At 67.6% G+C, this 12,645-nt stretch carries 13 protein-coding genes; all 13 read right to left on the reverse strand.

Annotation, left to right across the window (positions count from 1 at the left end):
* Position 1 precedes the first annotated feature (1 nt).
* The gene (locus VZL07_RS38905) at positions 2-892 is read right to left on the reverse strand and encodes a type II secretion system F family protein (protein WP_426753049.1); all 891 of its coding nucleotides are present in this window, start codon (positions 890-892) and stop codon (positions 2-4) included.
* Between the two features lie 10 nt (positions 893-902).
* The gene (locus VZL07_RS38910) at positions 903-1,748 is read right to left on the reverse strand and encodes a type II secretion system F family protein (protein WP_426753050.1); all 846 of its coding nucleotides are present in this window, start codon (positions 1,746-1,748) and stop codon (positions 903-905) included.
* Positions 1,749-1,786: 38 nt separating this feature from the next.
* Complete coding sequence (cpaB, locus tag VZL07_RS38915; protein ID WP_426753051.1) at positions 1,787-2,602, reverse strand: Flp pilus assembly protein CpaB; 816 nt, start codon at positions 2,600-2,602, stop codon at positions 1,787-1,789.
* A 203-nt stretch (positions 2,603-2,805) separates the two neighbouring features.
* Positions 2,806-3,549, reverse strand: coding sequence for a hypothetical protein (locus tag VZL07_RS38920; RefSeq protein ID WP_426753052.1), 744 nt, complete (start codon positions 3,547-3,549; stop codon positions 2,806-2,808).
* Positions 3,550-3,664: 115 nt separating this feature from the next.
* Positions 3,665-4,423 (reverse strand): hypothetical protein, encoded by a 759-nt coding sequence (locus VZL07_RS38925; RefSeq protein WP_426753053.1) that lies wholly within the window; start codon positions 4,421-4,423, stop codon positions 3,665-3,667.
* Complete coding sequence (locus tag VZL07_RS38930) at positions 4,420-4,647, reverse strand: hypothetical protein (RefSeq protein ID WP_426753054.1); 228 nt, start codon at positions 4,645-4,647, stop codon at positions 4,420-4,422. Before VZL07_RS38930 ends, VZL07_RS38925 begins: the two co-directional genes overlap by 4 nt.
* Entirely contained in the window at positions 4,644-5,453 is an 810-nt protein-coding gene (locus VZL07_RS38935; protein ID WP_426753055.1) for a hypothetical protein, read from the reverse strand. Before VZL07_RS38935 ends, VZL07_RS38930 begins: the two co-directional genes overlap by 4 nt.
* A complete protein-coding gene (locus tag VZL07_RS38940; protein ID WP_426753056.1) occupies positions 5,450-6,259 on the reverse strand; it encodes a hypothetical protein in 810 nt (269 codons plus the stop codon). Before VZL07_RS38940 ends, VZL07_RS38935 begins: the two co-directional genes overlap by 4 nt.
* The gene (locus tag VZL07_RS38945) at positions 6,225-7,418 is read right to left on the reverse strand and encodes a TadE/TadG family type IV pilus assembly protein (protein ID WP_426753057.1); all 1,194 of its coding nucleotides are present in this window, start codon (positions 7,416-7,418) and stop codon (positions 6,225-6,227) included. The genes VZL07_RS38940 and VZL07_RS38945 overlap by 35 nt, the downstream gene beginning before the upstream one ends.
* 8 nt (positions 7,419-7,426) lie before the next feature.
* Complete coding sequence (locus VZL07_RS38950) at positions 7,427-9,514, reverse strand: Tad domain-containing protein (protein WP_426753058.1); 2,088 nt, start codon at positions 9,512-9,514, stop codon at positions 7,427-7,429.
* A 21-nt stretch (positions 9,515-9,535) separates the two neighbouring features.
* Positions 9,536-10,525, reverse strand: a complete 990-nt coding sequence (locus tag VZL07_RS38955) for a TadE/TadG family type IV pilus assembly protein (RefSeq protein ID WP_426753059.1) — start codon at positions 10,523-10,525, stop codon at positions 9,536-9,538.
* 97 nt (positions 10,526-10,622) lie between these two features.
* Positions 10,623-12,008, reverse strand: coding sequence for an anti-sigma factor family protein (locus VZL07_RS38960; RefSeq protein ID WP_426753060.1), 1,386 nt, complete (start codon positions 12,006-12,008; stop codon positions 10,623-10,625).
* Positions 12,005-12,637: an RNA polymerase sigma factor gene (locus VZL07_RS38965; protein ID WP_426753061.1), complete on the reverse strand. Its 633-nt coding sequence runs from the start codon at positions 12,635-12,637 to the stop codon at positions 12,005-12,007. The genes VZL07_RS38960 and VZL07_RS38965 overlap by 4 nt, the downstream gene beginning before the upstream one ends.
* Positions 12,638-12,645 lie beyond the last annotated feature (8 nt).

Genomic DNA, 12,645 nt, shown 5'->3' on the forward strand with positions numbered 1-12,645 from the left:
GCTACCCCGTGATGTTTCCGAACATGAACTGGAACACGATGGGCCCGAACAGCACCATGAACACCGTGGGGAAGATGCAGGCGATGAGCGGGAAGAGCATCTTCACCGGCGCCTCGCCCGCGAGCTTCTCCGCGCGCTGGGTGCGGTCGATGCGCATCTGCGTGGACTGGATGCGCAGCACCTTGCCCAGGCTGGTGCCCATCTTGTCCGCCTGGATGAGCGCGGTGACGAACGTCGTCAGCGGCGGCAGGTCCACACGGACAATCATGCTCTTGAGGGCCTCTTCACGCGTCTTGCCCATCTTCAGCTGCTTGAGCACCAGCTGCAGCTCCTCGCGCAGCGGCCCCGGCTTGCCCTTCTCCACCACCTTCGCCAGCGCGGCGGTGAAGTCCAGACCGGCCTCCACCGACAGCGTCAGCAGGTCCAGGCTGTAGGGCAGCGCGCGGCTGATGAGCAGGTGGCGCTTCTTCACCTGGTCGTTCAGCCACATCAGCGGGTAGTACATGCCGAAGAGCAGGAACAGCGGCGCCCACACCAGGCTCACGCCCACGCCGTTGAGCAGGATGAGGCCCATGATGAGGCCCATCACGGCGCTCACCTCCTGCAGCGCCATGATGTCCTCGGGCTTGTACATCTGCGGCTCGCCGGCCTTGATGAGGTTGCGGCGCGCCTTGGCCTCGTAGCCCGGCCACATGAAGCGGCGGTTCATCGCGCCCAGGCGGCGGATGGCCACCGAGCCGAAGCCCTTCATGCCGCCCGTCGACTCGTCGCGGACCTCCGACAGGAAGCGCTCGAGCAGCGTCTGGTACAGCCCGATTCCCAGGAAGCCCACGGCCCCCGCGAAGAGGAGCGCCGAGCTGCCGATCAACACTGGCGTCAGGACATCGTCCACGGTGCACCTCTCAGATATCGATGTTGACGATGCGCCGGATGATGAGGATGCCCATCACTTCCATGATGGCGATGATGATCACGAGGACCCAGCCGAAGATGTGGTCCATCATCGGCTCCATCAGGTCGGGCCGCATGTAGTTGAGCACCATGCCGAGCACCGCGGGCATCGCCGCGACGATCCACCCCTGCAGCTTGCCCTGCGAGGTGAGCGCGTCGATCTTGCCCTCCAGGCGGAAGCGCTCGCGAATCACCGTGGAGATGGTCTCGAACATCTCGGCCATGTTGCCGCCGAGCTGACGGGCGATGTTCGTGGAGACGACCACCAGCTCCAGGTCGTCACTACCCACGCGGCGCCCCATGTTGACGAGCGCCTCCTCCAGCGGCACGCCCAGCTTCACTTCCTTCACGAAGAGTCCGAACTCCTGGGACAGCGGCGGCAGCGCCTCGCGCGCCACGTGCTCGATGGCCTGGGGGAACGTGAGACCGGCCTTGAACGCGTTGGCCATGGCCTGCAGCGCGTCCACGAGCTGGATGTTGAACTTCTTGATGCGCCGCTTCCGGTAGTGCTTGACCATCAGCATCGGCAGGAAGAAGCCGAACACCGTGGCCACCACCGCCATGATGGGGTTGAAGATGATGTACGACAGGATCCCCAACAAGCACATGCACGCGATGTTGAGGATCAACATCTGGCGCGGGTCGATGAAGAGGAACATGTCGCTCAAGTCGTTCATCGACTTGGCGACGTAGCGCTCCTGATACTGCTCGTACGCCTTCGACAGGACGCTGAAGATCACCAGGCTGAAGAAGAAGACCGAGCCGGTGACGAGGAGGAGGACGATTCCAGCAAGCATGTGCGCGCTTCCCTAAGAGCGAGGGTGGACGCCCGCCGTCAAGGCACGCCAGCGCCCGCGGCCCGCTCCGCACCGCCCTTGATGATCTGGATGATTTCCCGGCGCTTCTGCTCCAGCACGCGCGTGCGCTCGCCCGACAGCAGCGTGCTGATGGTGGCGCGGCCGCGCTCCTCGATGAGGTCCACGTCGTCCTCGTTGCGGAGGCTGAGCGTCAGCTGGCCGAGCTCCGTCGCGAGCACCAGGATCTCCGCCTCTTCCGGCAGCACCATCAGCGAGATGTTGTTGTACTCGCGCTGGTTCTCCGGGATGAGGTTCACGTTGGTGGTACCGGTGATCTTGCCCGTGGCCACCACGATGACGTTCTGAAGCAGCGTCACGGCGACGTTCTCGTCCGTCTGCGGATCGCGGAAGGTGCCAATCACGTCCACGTGATCGTTGGGGCGAATCCAGCCGCCCACCGACGTGGTGTGCTTCGCCTCGATGGTGATGGCGCGCGCCTTCTTCTGCACCTTCGAGGACAGCCGCTCGGCGGCCTTGGTCGTCTCGAACTGGCTCCACAGGAGCGGATCACCCGCCTGCAGCGCCACCAGCACCTTCTGGTTCACGATGTAGGACGCGGAGTCCGGACGCACCACCGACGACGTCACGAACTGCTCCGGCACGGAGCGCTGGGAGATCATCTCGAAGGTGATGACCGTGCCTTCAGGGACGTCCTGCGCCGCCACGACCACCGGCACCAGGTTCCATCCGCGGCGGACGTCCGCCTCCTTCTTCTTGATGGCGGAATACGCGATGACGCCGGCCAGCAGGCCCAGCACAAGCGCGACGACGAGCGGAGTCTTGCCCTTCAGCATGGTTCAGGAACCTCCAGAACGGGGGGGAGCCGTTCGGCGGCGATGTTGGAGTCCGAATTGGAGTCCAGAGCGGGTGTTGGAATACAGTGCAATGCAATCAGCGGATGGCGCGCGATGTTAGCCGTGCGATACACCGGGTGTCAAAACCACCTCTCGCGACAGCTCCGTATCGCGCGCAATCCGGGTGCTGAAGTCGGCCCGCGTCAGAGGTCGTCGATGGCGTCGCGGTCCGGCGTCGTCAGCCCGCGCCCCTCGGTGATGCTGTAGAGGGCGTTTTGCACCACGCGGACGTCCTCGGAGCTGTCGATGCGCTTGCCTTCCAGGAGGCGCAGGAGCTCCTGCAGCGCGTCATCGGTCGTGACGGGGCCTACCTCGTAAGTCATGTACTGGTTGGACGGGTCCCGCGCCTCGTTGAGGCAGTACATGTACAGGGGGACGATGAAGGCGTCCTCCTCCACCCCGCCGTCCGCAGTGCCTGCATCGTCCCGGCCGCCGGGCCCAGGGGGCGTGGGCGGCACGGTGATGACGGTGCGCTCGATGAGCAGGCCGTTCTGGCCGAGCCCCTCCGATGTGGCCACGACGATGAGCCCGGGCGGAAACTCCACCTCGACGGACGCACCGGTGTCGTTGCGCAGCGGCACGCAGACCTGGACGAGGGCCCCGGAGCCCTGGGGCTCCGTGCCGGCGTTCTCGCACTCGCCGGTGACCTCGTCCGCGCCGCGAAGGGTGCCGGCGTAGCTGACCCCGGCCGGCAGGGTGAACGGCGTGCCCTCCGGCTCGCCTTCGTCCTCGCCGAGGCCAGGACGGAACTCGTTCACGCCCGCATCGAACTGGTTGGTGGGCGGCGGATTGTTCCCTCCGCCGCCGTCATCGTCGTCGCCGCACGCCAAGAGCCCCGTACACACCGCCGCCGCGACGACCATCCACTTCCATGCCGCATGCGCCATTCCGCGCTCCTTCCGTCAATCCAGGACGCCCCGCCGGCCGGGACGCCGCGTCATGAGGTGGGACGAGACTGGCTGAGTCTCGGAACACCCGCAACCCCGCTCTTTTCACGGGGTGTCAGGGAGTGGGCGGAAACGAGGGCGCCAGCTGCGGCGCGGACGGGGGCGGCAGGTCCGGGTTGTAGAGGCCGCGCAGGATGAGCGTGGCGCCCTGGTCGTCCTCGAGCAGCACGGGCCGCCCCTTCTCGAGCCCCACCAGCCGGACCGTGAAGCCCACCCCGTCCGGCGTCACATGGACGGCCAGCTGCCCCGGGACGAGCGGCTCCGGCACCGCGCTCTCCGAGGGCATCCAGGCGACCTGCGGACGTACGGGCTGGAAGGTCCGCGTGTACACCCGGACGTCGTCCGCGCCGGCCTGCTGGAGCGCGGCGCGCCACGCGTCCTGCGAGCGCGGCGTCTCCCCATGCGACTGGAGCTCATGCACCATCTGCAGGTGGACGCGCCGGGCCACCCGCAGCAGTTCGAGGTTGGCCGTCACCTCGGCGCGGGACTGCTCCAGCCCCAGGGGATTGCCTCCGGCGAGCGTCGCCATCACCCCCAGGAGGATGACGCCGGACGCCCACAGCGGCGCGGAGCGGCCCCGGGCCAGGTCCCAGCCCAGGCGCACGACGCCCGCAGCGGCCAGGACCGAGCCGGCCAGCACGAGCCACCGGGGCGCGGCGCCCGCGTGGAAGGGCTGCGCCAGCGCCCCCACCAGATGCGTCCACTCGGGCGCGGAGGCCGCGCCCACACCCGCGGCAAAGGCGAGGAACAGGGCGGCATGCACCAGCCGCAGCCCCAGCGGGGACGGCTGCCCCACCTCGCTGCGCGCCGTCACGGGAACGGCAGGTTCAGCACGAAGTAGAAGGAGTCGTAATAAATCTGGTACGCCTCCATGAACAGGTCGATGACGTTGGACTGCCGGTCCTCCGTCCACTGGACCTTCACCGACGCGCCGATGATGAGCGCGACGACGAGAATCCAGTTCAGGAGCGAGTACTCCAGCATGGCCTGCCCGCGACGGTTACGGGCGCGGGAACGCAGCGTCTTCGGGTGGTTCACGGCGAGTCCTCAGAGGTGTCATGTCCATGCCCGGCCTCCGCGTCGCCGGGCAGGTCATCGAGTATAGCATCCGCGTACTCCAAGCGGACCTTGGGTGCATTTGGCGCGGGCAGGCGCATGCGCGGCTTGGCGTCGATGCCGTACTCCGCCACTTCCATGGAGTGGCCGATGCCGGGAATCTCCAGCTTCGCCAGGTTGAGCAGTGGAATCTCGCGGCTGAGCCACATCCGCTTGATGACGGTGTTCTTCACGACGACCTCGACGGGCACCGCGGCCACGGTGCCCGCGAGCGTCATCAGCCGAGACTCCTTGCCCGTCCGCGCCGAGGGCTTGAGGCCGTGGGGGAGCGAGGCCTGCTTTTGAGGCGGCGCGTCCTGCTGCTTCCGCGCGTCCGCCTGCTGCTGCTTCAGCACGTGCTGGAGCGCCTCGTCCGAATACTCCTGGGGCTGGTTGAAGCCCGTGCCGATGTAGAGGCGGGAGATGGCGTCGTAGCGAATCTGGTCGCCCTCGCGGGCCACCAGCATCCGCATCTGCGAGAGCGGCGACTTCATGGCCGGATGCGTCCCCGCCTCCAGCTCCACCCACACGGCGTCCCGGCCCTCCTTGTCCTTCTCCTCCCCCACCACGGCCAGGCGCCAGTAGTACACGCGCAGACCGCCGCCGTTGAAGCGGTACGTCACCCAGTCGCCCACGCGGGCCGCCCGGGCGCCACGGGACATGTGCTGCACCAGCTCCCGCGCGGGGTTCGCCTCCACCCGCGAGGGCAGGGCCAGCACCAGCGCGGCCACCACCAGCAGGGCCCTCACTTCGCGCCCTCCTTCTGCTGCGCCTGCTCCTTCTCCCAGGCCTCGCGGCTCTGGCGGACGGCATCGTCGTTGGGAACCGCGTCCGGGCGGTCCGAGCCAATCCACATCTGGACCACCGCGGTGACGCCTTCCTCCGCGGGCGCGAGCGTCGTCACCACCTGCTCACCCTTGCGCGCGTGCTCCATGGTCAGCTGCGTGCCGCCCCCCACCTTCATCGCGGAGTTGCGCACCGGGGCGTATCCCCGCCGCTCCAGCTCGGTGTTCACCTGCTGCTGCACCTTCGTCAGCTCGCCCGTCACCAGCATGGTCCGGCTCTGCGAGCCCCCCGGGTCGTCCCGCGTGGCAAGGTCCTGGCTGTACAGCGCTCCTTCCAGCGAAATGAGCCCCGGCGCCGGCTTCTTCGGTGGCCGCACCCACAGGTCGCGCAGCACCGTGAAGCCCACCGTCTTGCCCAGGTGCTTGCGCAGGACGACGCCGCGCTGCAGTCCCTCGCGCGTGTAGAGCGCGGACACCACGCCCTCGTCCTTCATGTCGCCTTCCACCGCGGTGGGGTAGCCCTCTTCGTTCCACTTCCGGGCGAAGTAGGCCGCCACCTTCTCCATGGAATCCGGCGTCGTGAAGTACGCGAGGCGGTAGTACTCGCCACCGATGACGAGGTCGTTGCCGATGCGGGTGTGGATGGTGCCCGGGTAGATGGGCAGCTCCTGCTCGGCGTCCGCCGGCCCGGAGGCCAGCAGCACGCCCAGGAGCAAGAGCCCCGCGGCGCCCGCCCTACTCGCAGGGAATCTTCTGGTCTTGCTCATCATTCTGCGTGGACTCCGGCCGGGCATCCGGGTCGGTCGGGTCGTCGGCCATGGCCCGCTTGCAACCCATGTAGAACTCGCCGCGCGCGTTGAAGACCTTGATGTAGTTGCTGTTGTTGTAGGTCATCTCGTCGCGGAACGGCGCGGTATCGAAGCAGTTGGGGCGCTCGTGGTCGGTCAGTTCGAACCGGCGCTTGTGCATGACGTGCAGGCCGCTGCTCGCATTCGCGTCGTACTGGGCCAGGCCCGTGCAGTCACCCTTCTGCGAGTTGCCCACGCCGTAATTGCGCGACACCACGAAGGTGCCCAGGAAGTTGGGGAGCACCGCGGCGACGACGTCCAGGATGGCGCCAATGCCCAGGCTGTCCAGCGTGGAGCTGAAGCCCAGGAACACCATCCGGTCCACCTGCCGGTAGAGGCCGTGGGGCTGGTTCAGGGAACCACCGGTGTGCTGACCGGCGCGGCGGCCGCGGACGATGGCGTCGCCGCCGTCCGGCATGTGCCAGCCGTTGGCGTACATGGAGTACTTCGACTTGAGCGTCAGGCTGCCCAGGTCGCGCCCCCCCATCATGTTCTCCTTGAAGAAGCCGCCATTGCCACCGCTCTTGTCCAGGTAGCTCCTGGGCAGGATGGTGTTCTCGTAGGTCATCTCGACCTGGGACTCGACCCAGCCCTTGTTGTTGAACCCCCACTGATTCAAGACCCATCCCATGCCGTTGTTCAACGGGCTGAGGATGGCGCCCGCCAGGCCGCCTCCTTCGCTGGTGCTCGGGCGGCTGAGCATCCCACTCTCCAGGAGGGCAATCTCCTTGTTGGTGATGGTCGCCGTCACATCCGTATAGCGGGCAATGAAGTGCCCCCCCGGACCGTTGGGCTCCACCGAGTCCATGTCCTTGAAGCGCTCGGTGAACTCCTCGTGCGCCTCCCTGCGGGCGTCCTCGAAGGCGTCGTCGTGCTTCCCGTTGGCGAAGTCAGAGAGCGCATAGCTCGTCATCTCCCAGACGGCGTAGCGCGCCGCCTCCTGGAGCTTGAGCTTCGCCCTCACGAGCTCCGTGAGGTACATGCTGAACATCAAGATGGTCACGAGGAGGGGCACGGAGAGCGCGAACTCGACCGTGGCGGCACCTCGTGAGCGCGAGCGCATTTGGAGACGGGCACGCATGGCAGTCCTCAGTGCGTAATGATCTTCGGGGCGAGGCCCCGGAGCGGGCCGGGCAGCGAATCCGCCATCTCGCCAATCTTCGGCAGCGAGTGACGGCCCTGGTACACGGACGCCAGGCGCGGGCGCCAGTACGGGTTGAAGAAGTTGGGCTGCTCCGCCCAGTTGCCAGGACGGTGGTAGTACGCCTGCCCGCGGGAGATGACGTTGAGGCCCTCGACGAGGCCGAGGAACTTCTTCCGGTCGTTCAGCATCTCCAGGCCGTCCGTGTCCGGCGTGAAGGCGAACTTCACCTTGCCGTCTTCGTTGAGCAGGGCGGGCGCGTTGGTGCCGGTGCCGTCCTTGTTCTCACGGTTCACGACCTGGTCCGGGTCCTTGTTCAGCGCCACCCACGCGGTGGGCTGGTTGAAGTCCGCCTGGCGCTTGGAGGCATTGCCCATGTCGGCGTTCTGGGTCGGGTTGCACACCTCGCCGAGCTGTCCGGGCTCGAAGTGCATGAACGGCGTCAGGCCGCCCCAGGGGTGGTGACCGTCCTGCACGGGCCGCACATTGGCCGCGTAGACATCGGTGCGGAACCAGCACAAGGGCTTCGGGAACTCCAGAACACAGATTTTAGAGCGGTGCAGCCCCACTTCGCGCTCGGGACCGCCGGGCCGCATGTGGCCGGACCAGCGCTCCGGGTTGCTCGGGTAGTTGACGCGCCAGTGCAGGCCCCCTTTGTGACGGCCGCTGTCGTGGTCGTTGAGCGCCCAGATGCTCGTCTTCATCATGTGCTGGTAGGGCAGCTTGCTCCTGTTGTTGTCGCCCTTGCCCTTGCGGTTGTCGCCGAAGCACTTCCAGTAGTCGTCATTCTTCGTGCACGACACCGGGTTGTCCGCCTTGCCCACGCCCACGTCGATCTCCGGCGGGCCGAACTTGAGCCAGTACGGGTCGTCCGAGCCGATGTTGTCGCCCTGCGCCGTCATGCCCCAGGGATTCAGGTTGTCGTTCCAGTCGCGGATGTAGTTGCGGCCATTCTGGCCCGGCCCGCCACCCGCCTTGAGCGCGTTGGCGTTGGGGAAGCCCGTGGAGAGCATGCGCGTCTGGCCAATCTTGCCGAACTCGAAGACGCCCGGGATGTCGATACCGCCGTTGAAGATGTCCTGCATGAAGCCGAGCATGTCGGGAAGCGGCAGCAGGTCGCCCATGCGGCGGCTGGTGATGAAGCCCTCCGGGCACATGCCGCCCGTGGCGTCGCAGCCGTAGCGGGTGGCGTTGGTGATGCCGCCCATGGCGCGCTTGGCGCGGGCGATGGGGTCGTTGGCGGCCTTCTTCGTCACATCCAGCGCGCCAAAGGGGTTCTTCCACGTGTTCGGGGCCAGCGGCTTGCCACCCGCATGTGGATTGTGCGCCTGGCTGAAGAGGCACTGGCTGTAGATGCCTGTCGCCAGCTGGCTGGCCAGCGAGGAGATGTTGCTGTCGTTGTCGTCGATGACCGTCTGCGTGGTCTGCGTCACGTGCGTGGACGCGGACATCATGACCGCCTGGGACGCGAAGTACATGACGCCGTTCAGCACCCGGTGCGCCGGGATGATCCACTCCCCGATGATCCGGTCCGGATTCGCCGAACGGATGACCTGCTGGATGGGTTTGAGGAAGTAGTTCTTGTACGCGTCCATGATCTGGCCAATGGCCCTGATGACGGCGCTGACGTACGGGATGACGTTTTCCAGGATGGGACAGGCGATCGTCCAGAATGGTGGGTCTGCGTCGCCCGCGCACGGATTCAACGTCTTCATGAAGCCGTAGATGTCCGTGAGGAACGCCTCGGCGGAATAGATGAGCGACAGCAGCGACTGCCACATCATCGCCGACACGTAGTGCGACACCTGCGTGCGGTTGGCGTACGCGTAGAAGTTGAACGCGCGCGCCTCCATGGCGGCCATGGAGTACGACGCCGCGTCCGCCGTGTTCTGCAGGCGGATGCGCTCATGCACCGTGTGGCCGATGTTGACGGTGGTCAACACGGCGATGGACATGACCAGCACCATCAGCGCGGCCAGGACCAGGGCCTGGCCTTCCTGGCGGCGGAAACTCTGTCGGAGGGTCCGGGTGAACATGGGTCGGGAGTCCTCTTCCTCTTACAGGCCCCAGTCGGGGTTCAGGTGCATGATCCACTTGCGGTGGAAGTTGGACTGCATGCGCATGGTGTAGGTGGCCGTCAGCGGCATGAAGTACCGCTTGCCAGCCAGTTCGGAAACGATGGGGATGCTGCCGTTGGCCAGCATCCAGAGCACGGTCATCTCGAGCGGATAGACGGAGTCGTATCCCATCTCGTGCTCGATACCGCGGGCCCCCGCGAGCAACGGGGTGAGGTTGCCGCGGCGATTCATCATGTTCGCGCGCGGATCCACGGTGCCCCGGTCGATGGCACCTCGCAGCGCCATGCCCGCGTTCGAGGCGAACCAGGAGTAGAAGATGATGGAGTTCGCGAAGGGCACCCGCAGCTGGTACCAGTAGCGCAGGCGGATGGTGAGCCGCGTGGACTTCCGGTACACCAGCTCCGCGTCGTCCGGCTCGGGCAGGTTGAAGAACTTGCGGATGTGGTTCTCGAGCGTCGGCACCTCCGGGAAGGCGTCCGCGCCGTCGAAATCCAGCTCCTGCCAGTTGTAGCCGCTGCGGAGCTTCCACATCGAGTCGATGGGCGTGAAGTACGCCGGACTGATGGTGTCCACGCGGATGACGCCGAACAGGTTGGACCCGTTGACCGTCCGGGGCACGCGGCCACCGCCGAAGTTCAGCATGCGCATGCCGGAGTCGTAGAGCTGGTGCAGGGCGAACGTCTTGCCCAGCTCGACGATGTCGTCCGTACGCCCCATGGTGGGAAGCAGCGCCACGATGGCCGCGTCATGCATGCGCTCGTTGTTGCCGTTCCACACGATGCCGGCACGCGCGGCCTGGTAGGCGGCGTACTCCGTCATCAGCTTGGCATGCTGCATCATCGTGAGCTGGATGATCCCCAGCGTCATGAAGACCGCGAGCGGCATGATCATCGCCGCTTCGACCGCGGCCTGACCCGACTGCCGACGAGACGCCCCCTGCGTCCCCGATAGCTGTGCTTCCTGTCCCATGAAGCCATTATCCGGGGACCGGTGTCATAAGCGCATCGGTCAAATGGACAGACCTGCGCCTACGTTTCCCTCCCATTTGCTGAGAAAGTACCACCAGCTATTTCGAGGGTTTACCGGGTTGCGCGGGCGCTTCCGCTGGCGCTGCTTCACGCGCGAGCCGACGCCGCGCCGCCCCCGCCGCCCGCGACGTGGGCGCCTCGTTTATCACGAGATGACACGCCGCGGCCGCCTCCGCCCGCATCCCCAGGGCGAGCTCGGCCTCACACAGCTGGTCAAGCAGCTCCCAGCGCTGGCTCCCCGAAGCCCCGGCGGCCAGCGCCGCGCGGATCAGCCCGGCCTCCTGGGCCCGGTTCCCCGCCCGGAATGCCGCCCGCGCCTGGCGTGACAGCTCCGCAACGGAGGCTCCCGGTGCGCGTGAAGCGGCCTTCGCGCCCGGAGCCGCTTTCTTCGCCTCGACTGGAGCGGGTGCTGGCCGCGGGGGCTCCAGTTCAGCGACTTCCTGATCCGCCTCCGACGCGGGGGCGCCGTACAAGGCCGCATCGGACACCGGCGCGGACTCGGCCTTCCTCGGGGGCGGTGGTGGCGGCGGGACAGCCCCCGAGACATCGTCCCTGGCTTCCGGGCGCGGCATCCCCAGCCGCAGCGAGTCTCGCGGAGGCACCAGCGACGGGGCCTGGGAGTCCGGCACGCGCCGCTCGGCCAGGCCGTAGGCCTCCTCGTCCACGGAGGCCTCTTCCGCCAGCTTGGGCGCGGGCTTCGCCGCGGCCGGCATGTCGGCAGCGCGGCCCCGGGCGCTCGCGGACGGCGCGAGCTTCGCCTTGCTCGCGCTCTCACGCCGGATGCGCGGGTCGAGCCCGCCACCGCTGCCCGCATTGGCCCAGTCCTCCGCGCGCACCCGTGCCTCGCCCGCGGGCTCCGCCACCTTCGCGCGCTTGCTCGGGGCAGCCCCCCCGAAGGCACCGCCGCCTTCCATTTCCGCTTCGGCGGGCATCGCCTGCGCGACAGCCGACGCCGGCGCGGGGGGCTCAGCCGCGGGAGCCGCGGCCGTAGGCGCTGGAGCCGCGGGAGCCGGTGCGGACTCCTTCGTCGCCAGGGACACCTGCGCGGCGCTCAGGTCCGCCCGCGTGAGCTCTGGAGCGCGAGCCTGGAACGTGAGAATGCCGAACGTGCTCACCGAGGCCAGCCCCACCACGGGCAACAGCCAGCGGCGCCAGCGGTTCGGCTTCGGTGCGGGACCGGCGGCGGCGCGGCGCGCGGCCTGCTGCGCATACGCCATCAACGACTCCAGCCCCGCGTCCGGCGCGGCCTCCACGGAGAGCTGGGACATGGTGGCGCGCACCCCGCGAATCTCATCCAGGGCCTGGGTGCACCGGGCACAGTCCTGCAGATGCGCCTCGACGAGCCGGGCTTCGGGCACGGGCAGCTCGCCATAGGCGAAGTCCAGCAGCCGGTCCTCCTGCGCGTGCGCGTTCTGCGGCTTCATCCCACCACCGTCCTTCCGTCCTCGGCGAGGTCGCCGTCCACGCCCATCTCCGCCAGGCGGCGGCGCAGCCCCTCGAGCGCGTAGCGCATGCGGCTCTTCACCGTGTTCTCGGACACTCCCGTCACCTCCGCGATGTCCTTGAAGGGGATGCCGCTGTACTCACGAAGGGTGAAGACCTCGCGCTGCTCGTCCGGAAGCGACGCCAGGGCGCGCTCCAGCATCGGACGCAGGCGGGCGTTGTAGGCGCCCCGCTCGGGGCTCGCGCCCGCGTCGGGGAGTCCGTCACCCAGGGGGCGCGCCTCGTCCCGCTCCGAGCCCGAGGCGGGGGCCTCCAGGGAAGACGCCTGGCGGTAGCTCTCTTTGCGCGCGCTGTCCACGCAGAGGTTCCTCGCAATCGTGTAGAGCCAGGTCGTGAACTTCGCCTTGGGCGTGTAGTCGCCGGCGCTCCGGACCACCTTCAGCCACGTCTCCTGCAGCACGTCCTCCGCCCGTGCCCGGTGCCCGGTGAAGCGGAGGATGAAGTTGAACACCGGCGTCCGGTGCTTCCGCACCAGCGCCTCGAACGCGCGCGCGTCCCCCGCCTGGAAGGCGAGCATCAGCCGCTCGTCTGAGGTTTCCGGTCCCAACACTCCCCCAA

This window comes from Pseudomyxococcus flavus, from assembly GCF_050038885.1.
Lineage (GTDB): Bacteria > Myxococcota > Myxococcia > Myxococcales > Myxococcaceae > Myxococcus > Myxococcus flavus.